At 48.7% G+C, this 21262-nt stretch carries 18 protein-coding genes; 14 read left to right on the top strand and 4 right to left on the bottom strand.

What is annotated here, in order from left to right; all coding sequences use genetic code 11:
• The 9 genes from MD588_RS18395 to rpoC all read left to right on the top strand — a co-directional run.
• Positions 1–232, top strand: a 232-nt coding sequence (locus MD588_RS18395; RefSeq protein WP_456107237.1) for an EF-Tu C-terminal domain-related protein, incomplete at its 5' end; no start/stop codon positions are given.
• Between the two features lie 216 nt (positions 233–448).
• Positions 449–826, top strand: coding sequence for a preprotein translocase subunit SecE (gene secE / locus MD588_RS18390; RefSeq protein WP_265699047.1), 378 nt, complete (start codon positions 449–451; stop codon positions 824–826).
• An 11-nt stretch (positions 827–837) separates the two neighbouring features.
• Positions 838–1383 (top strand): transcription termination/antitermination protein NusG, encoded by a 546-nt coding sequence (gene nusG, locus MD588_RS18385; RefSeq protein ID WP_128785711.1) that lies wholly within the window; start codon positions 838–840, stop codon positions 1381–1383.
• A 124-nt stretch (positions 1384–1507) separates the two neighbouring features.
• The gene (gene rplK / locus MD588_RS18380) at positions 1508–1936 is read left to right on the top strand and encodes a 50S ribosomal protein L11 (protein ID WP_075763488.1); all 429 of its coding nucleotides are present in this window, start codon (positions 1508–1510) and stop codon (positions 1934–1936) included.
• 4 nt (positions 1937–1940) lie between these two features.
• The gene (gene rplA / locus MD588_RS18375) at positions 1941–2645 is read left to right on the top strand and encodes a 50S ribosomal protein L1 (protein ID WP_265699044.1); all 705 of its coding nucleotides are present in this window, start codon (positions 1941–1943) and stop codon (positions 2643–2645) included.
• Positions 2646–2894: 249 nt separating this feature from the next.
• Complete coding sequence (rplJ, locus tag MD588_RS18370) at positions 2895–3389, top strand: 50S ribosomal protein L10 (RefSeq protein ID WP_265699042.1); 495 nt, start codon at positions 2895–2897, stop codon at positions 3387–3389.
• Between the two features lie 60 nt (positions 3390–3449).
• Positions 3450–3815, top strand: a complete 366-nt coding sequence (gene rplL, locus MD588_RS18365) for a 50S ribosomal protein L7/L12 (RefSeq protein WP_265699041.1) — start codon at positions 3450–3452, stop codon at positions 3813–3815.
• A gap of 225 nt (positions 3816–4040) precedes the next feature.
• Positions 4041–8066 carry a DNA-directed RNA polymerase subunit beta gene (rpoB, locus tag MD588_RS18360; protein WP_265699040.1) on the top strand — a complete coding sequence of 1342 codons (4026 nt, stop codon included), beginning with the start codon at positions 4041–4043 and terminating at the stop codon, positions 8064–8066.
• Positions 8067–8167: 101 nt separating this feature from the next.
• Complete coding sequence (gene rpoC / locus MD588_RS18355) at positions 8168–12385, top strand: DNA-directed RNA polymerase subunit beta' (protein WP_265699039.1); 4218 nt, start codon at positions 8168–8170, stop codon at positions 12383–12385.
• 297 nt (positions 12386–12682) lie between these two features.
• Here rpoC and rsd read toward each other — a convergent pair whose 3' ends face one another.
• Positions 12683–13171 carry a sigma D regulator gene (gene rsd / locus MD588_RS18350; protein WP_265699038.1) on the bottom strand — a complete coding sequence of 163 codons (489 nt, stop codon included), beginning with the start codon at positions 13169–13171 and terminating at the stop codon, positions 12683–12685.
• Positions 13172–13324: 153 nt separating this feature from the next.
• On the opposite strand from rsd, the gene nudC reads away from it, so the two are divergent.
• Together nudC and hemE are read left to right on the top strand one after the other, a co-directional pair.
• The gene (nudC, locus tag MD588_RS18345; RefSeq protein WP_265699036.1) at positions 13325–14092 is read left to right on the top strand and encodes an NAD(+) diphosphatase; all 768 of its coding nucleotides are present in this window, start codon (positions 13325–13327) and stop codon (positions 14090–14092) included.
• A gap of 231 nt (positions 14093–14323) precedes the next feature.
• Positions 14324–15391: a uroporphyrinogen decarboxylase gene (gene hemE, locus MD588_RS18340; RefSeq protein WP_265699034.1), complete on the top strand. Its 1068-nt coding sequence runs from the start codon at positions 14324–14326 to the stop codon at positions 15389–15391.
• Between the two features lie 208 nt (positions 15392–15599).
• Here hemE and MD588_RS18335 read toward each other — a convergent pair whose 3' ends face one another.
• On the bottom strand, positions 15600–16196 hold the full coding sequence (locus tag MD588_RS18335; protein ID WP_265699033.1) for a uracil-DNA glycosylase family protein: 597 nt from the start codon (positions 16194–16196) through the stop codon (positions 15600–15602).
• A 19-nt stretch (positions 16197–16215) separates the two neighbouring features.
• Complete coding sequence (locus MD588_RS18330) at positions 16216–17127, bottom strand: D-2-hydroxyacid dehydrogenase (protein ID WP_265699032.1); 912 nt, start codon at positions 17125–17127, stop codon at positions 16216–16218.
• Between the two features lie 69 nt (positions 17128–17196).
• On the opposite strand from MD588_RS18330, the gene MD588_RS18325 reads away from it, so the two are divergent.
• Together MD588_RS18325 and brnQ are read left to right on the top strand one after the other, a co-directional pair.
• Positions 17197–17784 carry a YjaG family protein gene (locus tag MD588_RS18325; protein WP_265699031.1) on the top strand — a complete coding sequence of 196 codons (588 nt, stop codon included), beginning with the start codon at positions 17197–17199 and terminating at the stop codon, positions 17782–17784.
• Positions 17785–18308: 524 nt separating this feature from the next.
• Complete coding sequence (brnQ, locus tag MD588_RS18320; protein WP_265699030.1) at positions 18309–19625, top strand: branched-chain amino acid transport system II carrier protein; 1317 nt, start codon at positions 18309–18311, stop codon at positions 19623–19625.
• A gap of 72 nt (positions 19626–19697) precedes the next feature.
• Here brnQ and MD588_RS18315 read toward each other — a convergent pair whose 3' ends face one another.
• The gene (locus MD588_RS18315; RefSeq protein WP_265699029.1) at positions 19698–20753 is read right to left on the bottom strand and encodes a CNNM domain-containing protein; all 1056 of its coding nucleotides are present in this window, start codon (positions 20751–20753) and stop codon (positions 19698–19700) included.
• Positions 20754–20980: 227 nt separating this feature from the next.
• On the opposite strand from MD588_RS18315, the gene hupA reads away from it, so the two are divergent.
• Complete coding sequence (gene hupA, locus MD588_RS18310) at positions 20981–21253, top strand: nucleoid-associated protein HU-alpha (protein WP_039458747.1); 273 nt, start codon at positions 20981–20983, stop codon at positions 21251–21253.
• Positions 21254–21262 lie beyond the last annotated feature (9 nt).

Genomic DNA, 21262 nt, shown 5'->3' with positions numbered 1-21262 from the left:
CCGTCACACTCCTTTCTTCAAAGGTTACCGTCCACAGTTCTACTTCCGTACAACTGACGTAACTGGTACTATCGAGCTACCAGAAGGCGTTGAAATGGTAATGCCTGGTGACAACGTTTCTATGACTGTTACTCTAATCTGCCCAATCGCGATGGACGAAGGCCTACGCTTCGCTATCCGTGAAGGTGGTCGTACAGTTGGTGCTGGTGTTGTTGCAACAATCGTTGAATAATATTTGACGACACGGTACCAAAAAGGGCATCATTTGATGCCCTTTTTCTGCGCTTGAATTTTGGTCAGGTTGTTTTTTGGTCAAAAGTGCAGGATTAAAGATTATTGAGATGAAGTTTTTTCCATGTAATTAAGGCGTTAGCGCTTTCCTTCATTTATGGCCTCGCACTTGCGGGGTTATTTTCGTCTATATTGAGACTAGTTACAGGTTGGTTGTATGAAAGCGAATGCCGAAAACCAAAGCAGCTCTAGCAGTATGGATGGCCTGAAATGGGTCGCTGTATTTGCTTTGCTAGCTGCCGCTGTGGTTGGTAATTACCTGTACAGTGATGTTTCTGTAGTGCTACGTGCTGCTGCCGTTGTAGTCCTAGTGGCTGTGGCTGGTGGTATTGCCGCACTTACAGCAAAAGGTAAAACCGCGATTACGTTTGCCCGTGAATCGCGCATGGAAGTCCGCAAGGTAGTATGGCCTACTCGTCAGGAAGCTACGCAGACAACCTTTATCGTTTTAGCTGTCACTGTCATTATGGCGTTAGCCTTGTGGGGCATCGACGGCATCATGGTCCGTCTAGTCCGCCTAGTTACCGGTGTGTGAGGTAAGAGTTCATGAGCGAAGCTCCAAAAAAACGATGGTATGTAGTACAGGCCTTTTCAGGTTTTGAAGGTCGTGTAGCACAATCACTACGTGAGCATATCAAAATGCATAGCATGGAAGACTACTTTGATGAGGTACTAGTACCGACCGAGGAAGTGGTTGAGATGCGTGCAGGCCAGCGCCGTAAGAGTGAACGTAAGTTCTTCCCTGGCTATGTGCTGGTACAGATGGTGATGAACGACGAGACATGGCATCTGGTACGTAGTATCCCTCGTGTAATGGGGTTCATCGGCGGTACTTCAGACCGTCCAGCTCCTATCTCTGATAAAGAGGCGGATGCCATTCTTAACCGTCTTCAGCAGGCAAGTGAATCACCAGTTCACAAAACTGTGTTTGAGCCGGGTGAAGTTGTCCGTGTTACCGATGGTCCGTTTGCAGACTTTAACGGTGTTGTTGAACAAGTCGATTACGACAAGAGCCGCGTGAAGGTTTCTGTGTCGATCTTCGGCCGTGCAACACCAGTTGAACTGGAGTTCGGTCAGGTAGAAAAAAGCTGATTAATTAGTAGTCAGTTTTTATTGTCAGGGGCGTGAAATTGGACTATAATTTCGCGCCCTTTCGTTAGACGGGGAGTCTATTTGTAAGAAATAGACGTTCGAACCCAAATTTAGGTATATAGCAATGGCTAAAAAAGTAGAAGCTTACATCAAGCTGCAAGTAGCAGCTGGTGCAGCAAACCCTAGTCCACCAGTTGGTCCAGCTCTTGGTCAGCACGGTGTGAACATCATGGAATTCTGTAAAGCGTTCAACGCTAAGACTGACTCAATCGAGAAAGGTCTTCCAATTCCTGTTGTTATCACAGTATACAACGACCGTTCTTTCACGTTCGTTACTAAGACTCCACCTGCAGCAGTTCTTCTGAAGAAAGCAGCAGGCGTTAAGTCTGGTTCTGGCCGTCCTAACACTGAGAAAGTTGGTACTGTTACTGACGCTCAGGTTCAGGAAATCGCTGAAACTAAAGCGGCTGATATGACTGGTGCTGACATCGAAGCTATGAAGCGTTCGATTGCTGGTACTGCTCGTTCAATGGGCCTAGTGGTAGAGGGTTAAGACAATGGCAAAACTGACTAAACGCATGCGCGTTATCCGTGACAAAGTTGACGTAACTAAAGAGTACGAAATCAACGAAGCTGTTGCTCTTCTTAAAGAACTAGCTACTGCTAAATTTACTGAAAGCGTTGACGTTGCTGTTAACCTTGGCATCGATGCACGTAAATCAGACCAAAACGTTCGTGGCGCAACTGTGCTACCACACGGTACTGGTCGTGAAATCCGTGTTGCTGTGTTCACTCAAGGTGCTAACGCAGAAGCTGCTAAAGAAGCTGGCGCTGACCTAGTAGGTATGGAAGAACTTGCTGATCAAGTTAAGAAAGGCGTGATGGACTTCGACGTAGTTATCGCATCTCCAGATGCAATGCGCGTTGTTGGCCAGCTGGGTACTATTCTTGGTCCACGCGGTCTAATGCCAAACCCTAAAGTTGGTACTGTAACTCCTAACGTTGCTGAAGCAGTTAAGAATGCTAAAGCTGGTCAGGTTCGTTACCGTAACGACAAGAACGGCATCATCCACACTACTATCGGTAAAGTGGATTTTGACGCAGCAAACCTTAAAGAGAACCTAGAAGCACTTCTAGTGGCTCTGAAGAAAGCTAAGCCTTCTTCTGCTAAAGGTACTTTCATCAAGAAAGTAAGCATCTCTACCACTATGGGTGCAGGTGTAGCGCTAGACCAGAACACTCTGGATACTAACGCACAATAATTTGCAGAACTGCCAGGTTAGTGTATAATCTGGCGTTCACAAATTCATGGCTGAGGCTAATTGCTTGTAAATTAGCCTTCGTCCAAGACCGTAGGCGTTCTTAGGAACTTAATTTTACCTACGTAGACGGTGCCAGAACATGATTGATGTAAGTCATTCTTGGATCTGCGCCGTAAAGACTCTCCTGTCATACTGACAGTGAGTGGTGTAATGACTGGGGTAACCCAGCTAAATCCAGGAGCTAATCCAATGGCATTAAATCTTCAAGACAAAAAAGCAATTGTTGCTGAAGTCAACGAAGCTGCCAATGGTGCCCTGTCTGCAGTTGTTGCTGACTCTCGTGGCGTTGCAGTTGATGCGATGACTTCTCTACGTAAACAAGCTCGTGAAAACGGCGTTTACCTGAAAGTTGTTCGTAACACACTAGCACGTCGTGCAGTTGAAGGTACTGACTTTGAATGTCTACAAGACGTTTTTGTTGGTCCTACACTGATCGGTTTCTCTAATGAGCACCCAGGTGCTGCAGCGCGTCTTTTCAAAGACTTCGCTAAAGAGAACAAAGATTTCGAGATCAAAGCAGCCGCATTCGAAGGCGCTGTTGCTGACGCAGAAATTCTTGCGACTCTACCAACTTACGACGAAGCGATTGCACGCCTAATGATGTGCATGAAAGAAGCTTCAGCTGGCAAGCTGGTACGTACTATCGCAGCTCTACGCGATCAGAAAGAAGAAGCTGCGGCTTAATTGCCCTGTTTTTTCACTGGTTGCTATTTAAACTAATTGTTGATTTCAAAGAGAATTGTTATGTCTATCACTAACGAGCAAATCCTAGACGCAGTTGCAGAAATGTCTGTAATGCAAGTTGTTGAGCTTATCGAAGCTATGGAAGAGAAATTCGGTGTTTCTGCTGCAGCTGCAGTAGTAGCAGGCGGCGCAGCTGCAGAAGCAGCTGAAGAGCAAACTGAATTCGACGTAATCCTAGCATCTGCTGGTTCACAGAAAGTTCAAGTTATCAAAGCTGTACGTGGCGCAACTGGCCTAGGTCTTAAAGAAGCTAAAGCTCTTGTAGACGGCGCTCCTTCTCCACTTAAAGAAGGCGTTGACAAAGCAGAAGCTGAAGCTCTTAAAGCTCAGCTAGAAGAAGCTGGTGCTTCTGTTGAAATTAAGTAATATTTACTTAATTTCTTAGCCTGAAAAGGCTAATGGCTGGTGGCAAATTGCCACCGGCCTTTTTGCGCTGTAGGGTAGTGGTGTTTTTCACATTGTTTTGCAACCACTAGCTGTGCAAAAAAACAGCCCTAAACCTTTAGAGCTGTTCCTACAACAAACAGTGTTATTAGTCACTGCTCCTCGTTTTGAGCAGTTTGGATCACTTATCAGCGATCTGAGGAACCTATGGTTTACTCTTATACCGAGAAAAAGCGTATCCGTAAGGATTTTGGTAAGCGTCCACAAGTTTTGGATGTACCATACTTGCTGTCGATCCAGCTTGAGTCTTTTAAAAAGTTCATCGAGCAGGATCCGGAAGGGCACTACGGTCTTGAAGCTGCCTTTCGTTCTGTTTTCCCGATTCAGAGCTATAACGGCAATTCCGAGCTGCAATACGTTAGCTATCGTCTCGGTGAGCCGGTCTTCGATGTCAAAGAATGTCAAATTCGTGGCGTAACGTACTCTGCACCGTTGCGTGTGAAGCTACGTCTTGTCATGTATGACAAAGACGCGCCAGCTGGCACCGTAAAAGACATTAAAGAACAAGAAGTTTACATGGGCGAGATTCCGCTCATGACTGATAACGGTACTTTCGTTATTAATGGTACCGAGAGGGTTATCGTATCCCAGCTGCACCGTAGCCCGGGTGTCTTCTTCGACAGCGATAAGGGTAAAACCCACTCCTCAGGTAAAGTGCTTTATAACGCACGCGTAATCCCATACCGTGGTTCATGGTTGGATTTCGAATTTGATCCTAAGGATAACGTATTCGTACGTATCGACCGTCGTCGTAAACTTCCAGCTTCAATTATTCTACGTGCGCTAGGTTACACAACCGAGCAAATCCTTGACATGTTCTTCGAGAAAGTAAACTTCGAAGTTCAAGGTAAGTCTCTGGTTATGGAACTTGTGCCTGACCGTCTACGTGGCGAAACTGCAAGCTTCAACATTGAAGCGAACGGTAAGCTATACGTAGAGCAAGGCCGCCGTATTACAGCCCGTCATATTCGCCAGCTAGGCAAAGACGGTGTTGATCATATTGAAGTGCCTGTTGAATACATCGTGGGTAAAATCGCGTCACGTGATTACGTGAACGAGGAAACCGGCGAGCTAATCGCAGCAGCTAACCAAGAACTTAGCCTAGAGACTCTTGCTCTGCTTTCACAAGCGGGCCACAAGTCACTAGAAGTTCTGTTCACCAATGACCTTGACTACGGTCCGTACATGTCTGACACCATCCGTGTCGACAGCACGACTGATCGTCTAAGTGCGCTAGTTGAAATCTACCGCATGATGCGTCCTGGTGAGCCGCCAACACGTGAAGCAGCAGAGCAGCTATTCGAAAGCCTGTTCTTCTCAGAAGATCGTTACGATCTATCTGCTGTTGGTCGTATGAAGTTCAACAGCTCTCTTCTTCGTGATGAGACAACGGGTGCGGGTACGCTAGATCACGCAGACATCATTGATGTAATGCGCAAACTGATCGACATCCGTAACGGCCGTGGTGAAGTTGATGATATCGACCACCTTGGTAACCGTCGTATCCGTTCTGTTGGCGAAATGGCTGAAAACCAGTTCCGTGTTGGCCTAGTACGTGTTGAGCGTGCAGTGAAAGAGCGTCTAAGCCTAGGCGATCTTGATGCTGTTATGCCTCAAGACCTAATCAACGCGAAGCCAATTTCTGCGGCAGTGAAAGAGTTCTTCGGCTCTTCTCAGCTGTCTCAGTTTATGGACCAGAACAACCCGCTGTCAGAAGTTACTCACAAACGTCGTATTTCGGCGCTTGGTCCAGGTGGTCTGACTCGTGAACGTGCTGGCTTTGAGGTTCGAGACGTACACGCGACTCACTACGGTCGCCTATGTCCTATCGAAACGCCTGAAGGTCCAAACATCGGTCTAATCAACTCACTTTCAGCGTTTGCTCAGTGTAACCCATACGGTTTCCTGGAAACGCCTTACCGTAAAGTAGTTGATGGTAAAGTTACCGAACAAATTGAATACCTGTCTGCAATCGAAGAAGGTCAGTATGTAATCGCTCAGGCGAACGCCGCGCTTAACGAAGACGGCTCTTTCGCTGACGAACTGATCACAGCTCGCCAGAAAGGTGACTCAGGTCTGCACCCACGTGACCATGTTCAGTACATGGACGTTGCAACCAACCAGGTTGTATCGGTGGCGGCATCTCTGATCCCATTCCTAGAGCACGATGATGCGAACCGTGCCCTTATGGGTGCGAACATGCAGCGTCAGGCTGTTCCGACACTGCGCGCTGACAAGCCGCTAGTTGGTACAGGTATCGAACGTAACGTGGCAGTTGACTCCGGTGTAACCGCAGTTGCTAAACGTGGCGGTCAAGTACAGTCAGTTGATGCATCTCGTATCGTTATCAAAGTTAACGAAGACGAGCTGGTACCAGGCGAAGCGGGTATCGACATCTACAACCTGACTAAGTACACCCGTTCTAACCAGAACACATGTATCAACCAGCGTCCAACTGTGATGCCGGGTGAGCCTGTATCTCGCGGTGATGTTCTTGCTGATGGTCCTTCAACAGACCTTGGTGAACTAGCGCTTGGTCAGAACATGCGTATCGCGTTCATGCCTTGGAATGGTTACAACTTCGAGGATTCCATCCTAGTTTCTGAGCGTGTTGTACAGGAAGATCGCCTGACAACTATCCACATTCAAGAGCTATCTTGTGTGGCGCGTGATACTAAGCTGGGTGCTGAAGAAATCACTGCGGATATCCCTAACGTGGGTGAAGCGGCGCTTTCTAAGCTGGACGAATCAGGTATCGTTTACATTGGTGCTGAAGTTAAGGGTGGCGACATCCTGGTTGGTAAAGTGACACCTAAGGGTGAAACTCAGCTAACGCCTGAAGAGAAGCTACTACGTGCTATCTTCGGTGAAAAAGCATCTGATGTTAAAGACTCTTCACTACGTGTACCAAACTCAGTGTCTGGTACGATCATCGACGTTCAGGTATTTACCCGCGATGGCGTAGAAAAAGACAAGCGTGCGCTTGAAATTGAAGAGATGCAGCTGAAAGAAGCGAAGAAAGACATCACAGAAGAATTCCAGATCCTTGAGGGTGGTCTTCTTGCTCGTGTTCGTACGCTTCTACTTTCTGCCGGTTACAGCGAAGACAAGATTGCTTCAATGGACCGCGAGAGACTGTTTGCACAGACACTTGATGACGAAGCACAGCAAAACCAGCTGGAACAGCTTGCAGAGCAGTATGATGAACTGAAAGCTGAGTTCGATAAGAAGTTTGAAACTAAGCGTCGTAAGATCACACAGGGTGATGACCTAGCGCCGGGCGTACTTAAGATTGTTAAAGTATACCTAGCTGTTAAGCGTCGTATCCAGCCTGGTGATAAGATGGCGGGTCGTCACGGTAACAAGGGTGTAATCTCTAAGATCAACCCTGTTGAAGACATGCCGTACGATGAAAAAGGACAGACAGTCGATATCGTACTGAACCCACTGGGTGTACCATCTCGTATGAACATCGGTCAGATCCTGGAGACTCACTTGGGTCTTGCAGCGAAAGGTATCGGTGACAAGATCAACGAGATGCTGAAGCAGCAGCAAGAACTTCACAAGTTCCGTGAATTCCTGCAGAAAGTCTACGATCTGGGCGATACGCGCCAGGAAGTAGATATCGCTGCGCTATCTGACGACGAAGTACGTACGTTGATTAAGAACCTACGTAACGGTCTACCGATTGCAACACCTGTATTTGATGGTGCGCCTGAAGCATCAATCAAAGAGCTGTTGAAACTGGGTGACCTGCCTGAGTCTGGTCAGCTGAAACTGTTTGACGGTCGTACCGGTGATATGTTTGAGCGTCCTGTAACCGTTGGTTACATGTACATGCTGAAACTGAACCACCTGGTTGATGACAAGATGCATGCCCGTTCTACCGGTTCTTACAGCCTTGTTACTCAGCAGCCGCTGGGTGGTAAAGCTCAGTTCGGTGGTCAGCGTTTCGGTGAGATGGAAGTATGGGCGCTGGAAGCATACGGCGCAGCTTACACTCTACAGGAAATGCTAACTGTTAAGTCGGATGACGTTAACGGCCGTACGAAGATGTATAAGAACATCGTCGATGGCGACCATCGTATGGAACCTGGTATGCCGGAATCCTTCAACGTATTGTTGAAAGAAATCCGCTCGTTGGGTATCAACATCGAGCTGGAAGACGAATAAGCCTAGGCTAGTTACCTATACTTATTTAGTTACTCCGGTATAAATATGAAGGCGCCAGTAGACTGGCGCCTTTATGGGTCAACTCCTCACAGGAGCCGAATGTGAAAGACTTACTTAAGTTTCTGAAAGCACAACACAAGACTGAAGAATTTGATGCAATCAAAATCGGTCTTGCTTCACCTGACATGATCCGTTCATGGTCTTTCGGTGAAGTTAAAAAGCCAGAAACCATCAACTACCGTACTTTTAAGCCTGAGCGTGACGGTCTTTTCTGTGCACGTATCTTTGGCCCGGTAAAAGACTACGAGTGTCTTTGTGGCAAATATAAGCGCCTGAAGCACCGTGGTGTTATCTGTGAAAAATGTGGTGTTGAAGTTACTCAGACCAAGGTACGTCGTGAGCGTATGGGTCACATCGAGCTAGCTTCACCTGTTGCCCACATCTGGTTCCTTAAGTCACTGCCATCTCGTATCGGTCTGTTAATGGACATGCCGCTACGTGACATTGAGCGTGTACTTTACTTCGAATCTTACGTAGTAATCGAACCAGGTATGACCAACCTTGAGCGTAGCCAGCTGCTTTCTGAAGAGCAGTACCTGGATGCACTTGAAGAGTGGGGCGACGAGTTCGACGCTAAGATGGGTGCAGAAGCGGTTAAAGCATTGCTGGCCAACATGGACCTGAATGCTGAAATCGAACTAATGCGCGAAGAGCTAGAAGAAACTAACTCTGAAACCAAGCGTAAGAAACTAACCAAGCGTCTTAAGCTTGTAGAAGCATTCCTACAGTCAGGCAACAACCCAGAGTGGATGATCCTGTCTGTACTGCCAGTTCTGCCGCCGGATCTACGTCCGCTGGTACCGCTGGATGGTGGTCGTTTCGCAACGTCTGATCTGAACGATCTGTACCGTCGCGTAATCAACCGTAACAACCGTCTGAAGCGTCTTCTAGACCTGGCTGCTCCTGATATCATCGTACGTAACGAAAAGCGTATGCTTCAGGAATCTGTCGATGCATTGCTAGATAACGGTCGTCGTGGCCGCGCTATCACTGGCTCTAACAAGCGTCCTCTGAAATCTTTGGCTGATATGATCAAAGGTAAGCAGGGTCGTTTCCGTCAGAACCTTCTTGGTAAGCGTGTAGACTACTCAGGTCGTTCTGTTATCACCGTAGGTCCATACCTGCGTCTGCATCAGTGTGGTCTTCCTAAGAAGATGGCACTTGAGCTATTTAAGCCATTCATCTACGGCAAGCTAGAAACTCGTGGCCTGGCTACGACAATCAAAGCTGCCAAGAAGATGGTAGAGCGCGAAGAAGCTGTCGTTTGGGATATCCTGGACGAAGTAATCCGCGAACACCCAGTAATGCTTAACCGTGCACCAACACTGCACCGTCTAGGTATTCAGGCATTTGAACCAGTACTAATCGAAGGTAAAGCGATCCAGCTTCACCCACTAGTGTGTGCGGCATATAACGCCGACTTCGATGGTGACCAGATGGCGGTACACGTACCTCTAACTCTGGAAGCACAGCTAGAAGCTCGTGCACTGATGATGTCTACGAACAACATCCTATCACCAGCATCTGGTGATCCGATCATCGTACCTTCTCAGGACGTTGTATTGGGTCTTTACTACATGACTCGTGAAAAGATTAACGCTAAAGGCGAAGGCATGTACCTTGAAGGTCCTGCTGAAGCTGAAAAAGCATACCGTACAGGTAATGCAGAGCTACATGCTCGCGTTAAAGTTCGTATTACTCAGTTCGTTAAAGACGAGCAGGGTAACCTAGCTGAAGATACTAAGCTGATTGATACGACTGTTGGTCGTGCAATGCTATGGACTATCGTACCGAAAGGTCTGCCATACAGCCTAGTAAACACCGAAGCTCTGGGTAAGAAACAAATTTCTAAACTGCTTAACACTTGTTACCGTGAGCTGGGCATGAAAGACACTGTCGTCTTCGCTGACCAGATCATGTACACAGGTTTTGCTTACGCGGCACTGTCTGGTGTTTCTGTTGGTATCGACGATATGGTTGTACCAGAAGCGAAATACACCAAGATCGCTGAAGCTGAAGCAGAAGTTGCTGAAATCCAGGAACAGTTCCAGTCTGGTCTTGTTACTGCCGGCGAACGTTACAACAAAGTTATCGATATCTGGGCAACAGCCAACGAGCAGGTTGCTAAAGCGATGATGGATAACCTGTCTTTCGACACTGTGATTAACCGTGACGGTGAAGAAGAGCAGCAGAAATCGTTCAACAGCGTATACATGATGGCCGACTCGGGTGCTCGTGGTTCTGCAGCACAGATTCGTCAGCTAGCGGGTATGCGTGGTCTGATGGCTAAGCCGGATGGCTCAATCATCGAAACGCCGATCACAGCGAACTTCCGTGAAGGTCTGAACGTACTACAGTACTTCATCTCTACTCACGGTGCTCGTAAGGGTCTTGCGGATACCGCACTTAAGACAGCGAACTCCGGTTACCTAACGCGTCGTCTAGTAGACGTTGCGCAGGACGTGGTTATCACAACTGATGATTGTGGTACACACGCTGGTATCACCATGATGCCTCTAATCGAGGGTGGTGATGTTAAAGAGCAGCTAGGTGATCGCGTTCTTGGTCGTGTTGTTGCTGAAGACGTTATCAAGCCGGGTACTGACGAAGTTCTTGCTCCACGTAACACGCTTCTTGATGAGAAGTGGTGTGACATCCTGGAAGCGAACTCTGTTGACCAGGTAAAAGTACGTTCTGTTGTAACCTGTGAGAATGACTTCGGTTGTTGTAAGTTCTGTTACGGTCGTGACCTAGCTCGCGGTCACTTGGTTAACCAGGGTGAGGCAGTAGGTGTTGTTGCTGCTCAGTCAATCGGTGAACCGGGTACACAGCTTACGATGCGTACGTTCCACATCGGTGGTGCGGCATCTGCAGCAGCTGCAGAAAACAGCATCCAGGTGAAGAACAACGGTTCTGTGAAACTACACAACGCTAAGTTTGTTACTAACAACGAAGGCAAGCTAGTTATCACATCTCGTGCGTCTGAAATGAGCGTTATCGACGAATTCGGCCGTACCAAAGAGAACTACAAACTGCCATACGGTTCTCACCTAAGCAAAGGTGATGCTGCGGAAGTTAAAGCTGGCGAAGTTATCGCTAACTGGGATCCGCACACAATGCCAATCATCACTGAAGTGGCTGGTCGTGTTCAGTTTGTTGACCTGATTGATGGCGTTACTGTTTCTCGTCAGACTGATGAGCTAACAGGTCTGTCTATGATCACTGTACTAGACGCTGCAGAGCGTACCGGTGCTGGTAAAGACATGCGTCCGACTATCAAGCTAGTTGATGAAAACGGTAACGATGTAATGATCGCCGGCACTGAAATGCCAGCTCAGTACTTCCTACCGGGTAAAGCAATCATCCAGCTTGAAGATGGTGCAATGGTTGGTATCGGTGATACGCTAGCACGTATCCCTCAGGCATCTGGCGGTACGAAAGATATCACCGGTGGTCTACCACGAGTTGCTGACCTATTCGAAGCGCGTAAGCCTAAAGAGCCTGCAATCCTAGCGGAAATCACAGGTACTGTTTCGTTCGGTAAAGAAACGAAAGGTAAGCGTCGTCTGATCATCACACCTGCAGAAGGTAACGCATACGAAGAGATGATTCCTAAGTGGCGTCAGCTGAACGTATTCGAAGGTGAGAAGGTTGAATGTGGTGACGTAATCGCCGATGGTCCAGAAGCTCCGCACGATATTCTACGTCTACGTGGTGTACACGCAGTTGCAGAATACATCGTGAACGAAGTGCAGGAAGTTTACCGTCTACAGGGCGTTAAGATTAATGATAAGCACATTGAGACTATCATTCGTCAGATGCTACGTAAGGTAACTATCAGCTCTTCTGGTGACTCTGAGTTCCTACCTGGCGAACAGCTAGAGTACTCTCGCGTAACAATTGCAAACCGTAAGCTAGAAGCTGAAGGCAAGCTACCTGCTACGTACGAGCGTGACCTACTGGGTATCACCAAAGCGTCTCTGGCAACAGAATCGTTTATCTCGGCAGCATCGTTCCAGGAAACGACTCGCGTACTTACAGAAGCTGCGGTTTCTGGTAAGCGTGACGAACTACGTGGCCTGAAAGAGAACGTAATCGTTGGTCGTCTGATCCCTGCTGGTACCGGTTTCGCGTACCACCAGAACCGTCAGCGTCAGCGTGATGCAGAGCTAGAGCCTGTAGCACCTCAGGTTGATGCAGAGCAAGCGTCTCAGGATCTTGCAGCACTGCTAAACGCTGGTCTGAGCGACGAAAACTAATAGATTTCGTTTCTTGAACTAAGCAAGAAAAAGGCACCCAATCGGGTGCCTTTTTGTTTTTAGGCTTTTATACCAAATTGTTCAGCTTGGTAGCGAAAAAATCCCCAGAGCTTAAATGGCACTAGGGATAGAAGAATTTCAGGGCAAGGTCAGCTAGTGTGCCATTTTATGGCGCAGTTGCGAGAAGGCAGGAAGCGGTTGCTTCTGCTGTTCAGAGACACAGGGGCTAAGATTAACCTAAACCCACAAACAGGCTCAGGCTACATCATTCTCTGTGTCAACGCTTATCTCTGTGGTTTATGCCCCCGGCGGACACGCTAAGCTTTCACTGATCAGCTCAATGAGGTTATCTTCCAGTGCAAACCTCAGTTCAATGAGCTCACCGATAGAAGACAGATCGTTATCAAAGTCAGGAATATCGTCACCTTCTTCAATCGCACAGTACCGATCAGTAAAATTCAGTAGCGGATCTGTGGTCTGGGTGATCTGTGCATATAGCTGAGAGATATCTTCGGTAGGGGAATACCCAGTCGCATTCCAACGCGCCATCACCATGTCGTAGATTTTAAAGTGGCCTTCGGATATATAGTCGACGAGTTGTTGGCTGAAAAGTTGAAGTTGGGAAGAAGTTGGAAGCTGACGTGTTTTTTGCTCAAAGGGAGGAAGCCCCGCTAGCTTACAGTAATCGATCAGCAATTGCTGACGTGACATCAGCCAGTGATCAATGACATCACTGGTGCCGCCCCACTGCTTTTGTACTTGTTCGAATTTACTTAACATGACCATGCCCTCATGATCTACAGTACCAAAACAAGGGGTACTGAATAAGATACCTGTGAAACTCTTATTAAAGAGAACCTTGTATTACGGATCAAAACTCCGTCAATAAGTTTAGATTGCCAGTAAAAACGATACCCTGCAAGGATGGATGTGACATTGATGTTAAAAAAACAAGAATTAGTGTATTGGTGCGTAGTGAAAAACCGTAAGCTCTTGCTGCTTGATGGTGCACTACCGTTGAGCTCTGAATCCGAGTTAGGGTTTGATACGAAAGGTGCGCGCCAGATCGGCGAATATCATCAGCGACCGGTGATGTGGCTTGAAGCGCCGGAAAATGTGAGTGAGGAGCACTTCTTCACTCAAAGAGAATTATTGGGGAGCGACAGTGAACTGTTTAATCTGGCTGGTAAGGCGACCCAGCTTTCTCATATGCTGCATAGCCAGTCGTTTTGTTCAGCCTGTGGCGGTCAGTGTCAGCTAGCCGAGAATGAGCTGGCGATGCGTTGTCTGCAGTGTCATGCCAGCCATTATCCTCGGGTTTCCCCCTGTGTGATAGTCGCGGTGCGCAAGCAAGATAAAATCTTATTGGCCCAGCATCCTCGGCATAAAACCGGTATGTATACCGTAGTTGCAGGTTTTGTCGAGGCCGGTGAAACCCTGGAGCAGTGTGTCGCGCGGGAAGTGGAAGAGGAAACTGGGATCAAGGTGACCAATATCCGTTACTTCGGCAGCCAGCCGTGGGCATTTCCGTCCAACCTGATGATGGGCTTTTTGGCAGACTATGACAGCGGTGAGCTCAACCCAGATTACCAGGAGCTGAGCGATGCTATCTGGGCAGGTGAAGAGGATTTACCTGAATTGGCTCCTGAAGGAACGATTGCCAGAGCGTTGATTAACCATACGCTTTCATTAATGTCTGATCGTTAGAATAAAAAAACCCTCCTAATTGGAGGGATTAAGGTGCAGTTAATTTGCTCTCTACGAGCAAAGTCATTGTTATTATTGCTAGCGCGCAGATTTTGTACCATGAGAGCCTGGTGAGTCGCAAACCTGGTGAACAGATTGTTGCTATAAACATGATCTGCTTAACAATTGGACTCTTTTGTTAGCGCCATTGAGTGATACAATACGCCGCAGAATTTACCCATGGAGTACAGAATGAGCGAATTAAAGAATGACCGCTACCTACGTGCGTTGTTGAAGCAACCAGTAGATTGCACACCAGTATGGATGATGCGCCAAGCTGGCCGTTACCTACCTGAGTACCGTGCAACACGTAGCGTTGCAGGTGACTTTATGTCGCTATGTAAGAATGCCGAGCTAGCGAGTGAAGTGACGCTTCAGCCATTGCGCCGTTTCCCGTTGGATGCTGCGATTCTGTTCTCGGATATCCTAACTATCCCTGATGCGATGGGTCTAGGCCTGTACTTTGAAACTGGTGAAGGACCAAAATTTGAGCGTCCGATCACTTGTAAGGCCGATGTTGACAAGATTGGTCTGCCAGATCCTGAAGGTGAGCTACAGTACGTGATGAACGCTGTCCGTCAGATCCGCAAGGATCTTAAGGGCGAAGTGCCATTGATTGGTTTCTCAGGTAGTCCGTGGACGCTGGCGACTTACATGGTGGAAGGTGGTAGCTCGAAAGCGTTCACCAAGATCAAAAAAATGATGTACGCAGAGCCTGCGACACTGCACCTGTTGCTAGATAAGTTGGCTGACAGCGTGGTTGAGTACTTGAATGCACAGATCAAAGCCGGTGCACAGTCAGTGATGGTCTTTGATACCTGGGGCGGCGTTCTGACGCCACGTGACTACAACGAGTTCTCGCTACGCTACATGCACAAAATCGTTGACGGCTTGATCCGTGAAAATGATGGTCGTCGTGTACCTGTCACCCTGTTTACCAAGAATGGCGGTATGTGGCTAGAGCAAATCGCCGCAACGGGTTGTGATGCTGTTGGTCTGGACTGGACCATCAATATCGCCGATGCCAAACGCCGTGTTGGTGACAAAGTCGCACTGCAGGGCAACATGGATCCATCTATCTTATATGCACAACCTGAGCGTATCCGTCAGGAAGTGGCAACAATCCTGGAAGGCTACGGTGACGAAGGTACTGGCCATGTGTTCAACCTTGGCCATGGTATCCACCTAGATGTGCCGCCAGAAAATGCAGGCGTGTTTGTTGAGGCGGTGCATGAGCTGTCAAAGCCGTATCATAAGTAAAAACGGTCCTGGGACCTCGGTTACTAGGCCCTAGGAAGAGCATTAAGAGCCCATGCAGTTCGCTGCGTGGGCTTTTTTGTTTGGTGCTAGGAAAAGCAGGCCCTAGGTTCTGGGAAGAGCTAAAGAGCTAAAGAGCTAAAGAGCTTGAGGAAGTGTTGAGGTTTGGTGAGCTTGGTTGCCAGGACCAGCTCTCTCTTTCTTTTCGCGCCTACCCCTTCGCCAATCCAAGGTGCTGGTGGACATACGCCCGGATATACGGCACGACTTCCTCTTCGAACCACGGGTTTCGCTTTAGCCATAGCGTATTACGTGGTGAAGGGTGCGGCATAGGAATGTATTTAGGTGACCATTGGCGCCAGGCCCTGACGGTTTCTGTCAGGGTTTTCGGCTTGTCTTTCAGATACCACTGCTGGGCATACTGGCCAACCAACAGGGTCATTCCGACATCTGGCAACAGCGGCCAGACTTGCGGGTGCCATTGTGGTGCGCACTCCGGTCTTGGCGGGAGATCGCCAGATTTTCCCTTGCCCGGGTAGCAAAGCCCCATCGGCATAATGGCTATCTGGCTTGGGTCGTAAAAGGTGTCTCTGTCGAGCTCTAACCAGTTCCGCAAGCGATCACCGCTGGGATCGTTCCAAGGGATCCCGGTTGCGTGGACTCGGGTGCCCGGCGCTTGACCGACAATCATCAGTTTTGCGCTACTGGCAGCCTGTATTACCGGTCGTGGCCCTAAAGGGAGATGATCTTTGCAGATCTCGCAGCGGCGAATTTGATCCAGAAGGTTATCAAGTTGTTGCGACGCCATGGTTGTTGCCTCTCTGTATCTAGTAGCCACGATCAAAGTCAATTTGATACATCAATGCCTGTTGCCGAATATAGCGTTGGTAATTGGCTTCAAATATTTCAAATACCTGTTCAGGAAAGCTTTCTGCGGCAATGTGGGGCGTGATGGTCACATTGGGGTGCCGCCAGAAAGGATGCTTGTTATCAAGCGGCTCATGCTTGAAGACATCGAGAAAGGCATGGACCACACAGCCTTGTTCAATCGCGGATAGTAACCCTTCTTCACTGACTGCATTACCACGGCCCACATTAAACAGTAGTGTATTGTGACAATGGCTCAAGGTACTGGCATTGAGGATATCGTCAGTATTAGTTGTTGCGGGCAGGGTAGAGACCAGAATATCAGCCCGTGCCAACCCTTCAGCCAGTTGAGTCAGCGGGTAAACCTGATCGAAGCAGGACTCTGCTGTATGGCCAGAGCGATTGATACCAATCACGTTAAGAGCGAAGGTCTTTGCCACACGAGCCAAATGCGCCCCAATCGAGCCGGTGCCGAGAATGACTATGGTTCGGTTGGCCAGTGAGGAGTAGGGATGCGGCTGCCACTGAGCTGATAACTGCTGTTGTCGGTAAAGGCTAAGATGGCGGATGTGATCGAGGGTGTATCCCATTACATATTCGGCAATAAGCTGACCAAAATGGCCACGGATATTGGTCAGGGTGTAATCCCGACGCAAACCTTGTTTGGTCAGGGCGTCAATCCCCGCATAGGTAGATTGCAACCACTGCAGGGCCGGATAAGCGTCGAGATGTGCGGCGATGCGAGGCGGATCGGCTAAAATAATGGTGGCTTGCTCAGGCTCTTCCGTGATTTCGAGGGCGGGGAGCTGTGCCTGGTCGAGCAATTGACGGTAGGTCGCATGCTGTCTCGACACAATCAGTACTTTGTTCATTCCTTTTTCCTTTTGTGCAGGCGGCTTATCAAGTAAAATCCGGTGCAAATCACAACTGCAGATTATCCCATGCTAAAGAATCCAGTTCAGCTTCGTTTAGAAAAATTAGAACCGTGGCAACACATCACATTTATGGTTTCACTGTGTGAACGCATGTATCCCAATTATGCGTTCTTCTGCCAGGAAACTGAGTTTGCCGATGAGCAGAAATACCGCTCGATTCTGGACAGTATCTGGGAAATTCTGACGGTAAAAACGGCCAAGATTAATTTCGAAAAGCAACTAGAAAAACTAGAAGAACTGGTTCCTAGTGCCGATGAGCATGATCTTTATGCGGTCAACCCTGCAATTGATGCCTGTGTTGCCTTGGCAGACTTACTGCATGCGATGCTAGATCGTGATTTGATGTTGGAAACCCTGACCAAGCTGAGCTCCCTATCGGCAGAAACGGTGGCCGATCTTGAGTTTGCTCAGACAGGTGTTGAAATTACCAACGAGAATCAAAAAGAGAACGAAGCCGTCTGTGCCGAGTGGGATATGCAGTGGGCAATTTTCCGTGCCCTGAAAGAAGCTGAACGCCGTGACATCGAGCTGATCAAGGATTTACGCCAAGAGTTGCGTGACGAGCCGGTCAGCAATATCGGTATCGAGCTGTAAGCCGAATTACCAAATTGAAAAAAAACAGGAGCCGGAAGGCTCCTTTTTTGTACCTCCTTTATATTCATACTGTGGCAAGAGCGGAGGAGCTTTGGCTTTTGGGGGGTATTGTTGTCATCTTGTTAAGTCGATAAATCTAGTCTGGTGTCTATTTTCTGGTTTTATTAACTGCTTGCTGATTCATCTTCAACCCAATCCACTTATTTAATGCCGCCGTCTTGTGCGGAGTCTCTTAGGGCGTATATAACAGAGACAGGTCCGCAGCTCACTATCGCTGACGGAACATATTCAACCTGTCAAAGTAGGACATCGCATGAAAGCATCTCAGCCTTCAGTACCAGCAAACAATAGCCGCCATGCAGCTATTGCTGCTCGCGCGCTCCTCCTGCTCTCTCTGAACCTTATTCGGAGCTGACAGGCTTTATCTTTTTTCTGTCGGCTTGTGAAGAAGCTGGCAGGGTCCCTTTCGATCTCTTTTCTCCTCCCCGTTTCCTCCAAGCTGAAAGCAGTCCAGAGGAATACTCATGCTATCGACTCGGTTAAGCGTACGTAATATCGCAGCCTTAGGCTTTATGACCTTCGCCATGTATCTAGGTGCTGGCAATTTAATCTTCCCCCCTTTCCTGGGCTTTCAGGCTGGAGAACACTTCATGAGCGGTATGGTTGGCTTCCTGCTGACCGGTGTCGGATTACCCGCAATGGCATTGGTTATGGTGGCATTGGTGAAAGGTTCTGATAACTTGACAGCGGCGTTGCCCCGCTCGCTGGCGACCAGTTTCTGGGTGATGGTGTTTATCGTTATCGGCCCGGCCTTTGTGATCCCCCGTGCTATCACCGTAGCCTACCAGTTCAGCCTGGCTCCTTTTATCGGTGATGCTGGCCTGGTGCCTTTTTCCGTGGTGTTTTGTCTTGCGACGATTTTGTTTGCGTTGTTTCCGGGCAAGCTGGTGGATACGCTAGGAAAATGGCTAACCCCGATGTTGCTGGTGATCCTTTCGATATTAGCGGCTTATGCCTACCTGTACCCATCGGGTCAGGTGATGACGGCGAGCGGACCGTATATTGACGGCGCGTTCGCTGAGGGGCTGACTCAGGGGTACATGACCATGGATGCCCTTGGCTCTATCGGTTTTGGCTGGGTGATTTTCCGCGCCATTCAGAATATGGGAGTAGAGTGTCCGAGAGCGACGGCCAAATATACCTTTATCGCTGCTGTTATGTATGCCGCTGCAATGGCGGCAGTGTATCTGTCGCTGGCCTATATCGGCTCGACCAGCGCGGATTTGGGGGCTGATTTTACCAACGGTGGGGAAATCCTGACGGCCTTTACCAACTACCATCTTGGTACGTTCGGTATTGTGTTGCTGGGAAGCGTGATGGTGCTGGCCTGCCTGACTACAGCAATTGGGGTGACGACTGCCGGCAGCGAGTTTTATAGCAGTACGTTTTCGGCGATCACCTACCGCCGTAGTGTATGGGGAACCATGCTCCTGTCGGGCTTGGTAGCTAATGTCGGACTGGAGCAGCTACTTGCGGTGACCTTGCCGGCAGTGGTAGCCCTGCACCCGATTGCGATTGCCCTGCTGATTATAGCCCCGGTAAGAAAGGTATTGGCACCAGGTATGGTACTGATGACAGTAACGGCGGCGTTGGTGTTTGGCTGTGTTGATGCGGTCCATATCCTAGGGCAGATGCCGCAAGATCTGGATCAGGCTTTAGAACAGCATCTACCGCTGTATCATTATTATGCGGGATGGATTGTACCCACGGTCAGTATGTTGGTGGCGGGACTAGTATGGTCGCGGATGACAGCCAAGAAGCCGCAGCTGGCGGAGGCCTAGCGATAGTTATCGTCTATAGAGCGAAGATAAAACAAAGGGGCCATTGGCCCCTTTGTTTATTATTCAGTGCGATCACTCATCATCTTTACTTTCAATCACACCGTGTAGTTTTTTCCATTTTTCCCAGCGCTGGTAGGCCAGCTGCTGCATGTCGGTGTTTTTATCGGCTTCATCGACAATTTCCTCGCCGACCAAGTGCTCGAAGATATCTTCCAGGGTAACTAGCCCTTGTACTGTGCCGTATTCATCGACCACCAGCACCACTTGTGAGCGCTCTTTCATCAGCTGCTCAAAGGCTTTGGGGACGCTGGAATTGTTCATGATGACCGGTAGCGGTCGCATCAGGGTACCGAGTTCTTGTTGGCCACGGCCTGCCTGGCTTTCGGCAAAGAGCTCCAGGCGGTGGACGAAGCCCAGGATATTGTCTTTCTGCTCACTGTATACCAGCGGACGGGAGAACGGGCTGTCCTTATGCTCGGATAGAAACTCATTGATCGGTTGTTCGGCTTCAACGCGGAAGAGTACTGGACGTGGTGTCATAATTTTGGTGACGCTGACATCACGGAACTGCAGCAGGTTGGTCATAATTTTTGACTCGCCTTCGGCCAGTTCGCCAGATTCTTTGGCTAGCATCGCCATTGCGGACAGCTCGTCACGCAGTTTCGGCGCTTCATGGCCCCGAGACAGGCGGCGGGTGATTTGCTCTGATACCCAGACAAACGGGGTCAGGGCCCATACCATCCAGCGCAATACCGACGCTGAAGCGGGAGCCAACTGGCGCCAGTAGGTCGCTCCAATTGTTTTAGGAATAATTTCTGAAAATAGCAGGATACCAATTGTCAGTACGCCGGAAAAAACGCCTAACCATTGGCTGCCGAAGACTACCGTCGCCTGGGCGCCCGCTGTTGCCGCACCAATGGTGTGGGCAATGGTATTTAAGGTCAGGATCGATGCCAGCGGCCGGTCGATATTATCTTTGAGGGCCGCCAGGCGAGGTGCCGCAGGGTGGCTCTGCTGGCGCAGAGTACCAATATAACTTGGCGAAATACTGAGGAGTACGGCTTCTAGAACCGAACAAATGAACGAAACACCAATCGCAATTGCGATGTAAATCGTAAGGAGGATCATGCTTACCTTGTCAGCTAATAAGGAAATTACACCTATATTAATTGGTGCGACAGCTAATAAATACAACTATTTCATTGGGCCTATTGGTAACATTTTGTGAACTTGCGCTCAGTTTATGGTTAAAGACTCCTCACCTAACCACATGATGGCTGACAAACCTTTGCCACACGGGCTTCTTTTGAATTAGAGTTGTTGCGTCTGAAGAAAAACCTTAGAAGGGAAACCTAATGAACAAGACCCAACTGATTGACCTGATCGCTGAAAAAGCGGATCTTTCTAAAGCTCAAGCTAAAGTTGCTCTAGAGTCTACTCTAGACGGTATTACTGATGCGCTTAAAGAAGGTGACCAGGTTCAACTAATTGGCTTTGGTACATTTAAAGTAAACCACCGTGCAGCACGTACAGGTCGTAACCCACAAACTGGTCAGGAAATCCAAATCGCAGCAGCGAACGTTCCTGCATTCGTTGCGGGTAAAGCACTGAAAGACTCAGTGAAATAATCTATACTC

Source organism: Photobacterium obscurum, assembly GCF_026191635.1.
Lineage (GTDB): Bacteria > Pseudomonadota > Gammaproteobacteria > Enterobacterales > Vibrionaceae > Photobacterium > Photobacterium obscurum.
This window is presented reverse-complemented; position numbering and strand designations above follow the sequence as displayed.

Excerpts from the sequence above, each read along its gene's own strand:
- secE (WP_265699047.1), top strand. The coding sequence starts at position 449 with ATGAAAGCGAATGCCGAAAACCAAAGCAGCTCTAGCAGTATGGATGGC.
- nusG (WP_128785711.1), top strand. The coding sequence starts at position 838 with ATGAGCGAAGCTCCAAAAAAACGATGGTATGTAGTACAGGCCTTTTCA.
- rplK (WP_075763488.1), top strand. The coding sequence starts at position 1,508 with ATGGCTAAAAAAGTAGAAGCTTACATCAAGCTGCAAGTAGCAGCTGGT.
- rplA (WP_265699044.1), top strand. The coding sequence starts at position 1,941 with ATGGCAAAACTGACTAAACGCATGCGCGTTATCCGTGACAAAGTTGAC.
- rplJ (WP_265699042.1), top strand. The coding sequence starts at position 2,895 with ATGGCATTAAATCTTCAAGACAAAAAAGCAATTGTTGCTGAAGTCAAC.
- rplL (WP_265699041.1), top strand. The coding sequence starts at position 3,450 with ATGTCTATCACTAACGAGCAAATCCTAGACGCAGTTGCAGAAATGTCT.
- rpoB (WP_265699040.1), top strand. The coding sequence starts at position 4,041 with ATGGTTTACTCTTATACCGAGAAAAAGCGTATCCGTAAGGATTTTGGT.
- rsd (WP_265699038.1), bottom strand. The coding sequence starts at position 13,171 with ATGGTCATGTTAAGTAAATTCGAACAAGTACAAAAGCAGTGGGGCGGC.
- nudC (WP_265699036.1), top strand. The coding sequence starts at position 13,325 with ATGTTAAAAAAACAAGAATTAGTGTATTGGTGCGTAGTGAAAAACCGT.
- hemE (WP_265699034.1), top strand. The coding sequence starts at position 14,324 with ATGAGCGAATTAAAGAATGACCGCTACCTACGTGCGTTGTTGAAGCAA.
- MD588_RS18335 (WP_265699033.1), bottom strand. The coding sequence starts at position 16,196 with ATGGCGTCGCAACAACTTGATAACCTTCTGGATCAAATTCGCCGCTGC.
- MD588_RS18330 (WP_265699032.1), bottom strand. The coding sequence starts at position 17,127 with ATGAACAAAGTACTGATTGTGTCGAGACAGCATGCGACCTACCGTCAA.
- MD588_RS18325 (WP_265699031.1), top strand. The coding sequence starts at position 17,197 with ATGCTAAAGAATCCAGTTCAGCTTCGTTTAGAAAAATTAGAACCGTGG.
- brnQ (WP_265699030.1), top strand. The coding sequence starts at position 18,309 with ATGCTATCGACTCGGTTAAGCGTACGTAATATCGCAGCCTTAGGCTTT.
- MD588_RS18315 (WP_265699029.1), bottom strand. The coding sequence starts at position 20,753 with ATGATCCTCCTTACGATTTACATCGCAATTGCGATTGGTGTTTCGTTC.
- hupA (WP_039458747.1), top strand. The coding sequence starts at position 20,981 with ATGAACAAGACCCAACTGATTGACCTGATCGCTGAAAAAGCGGATCTT.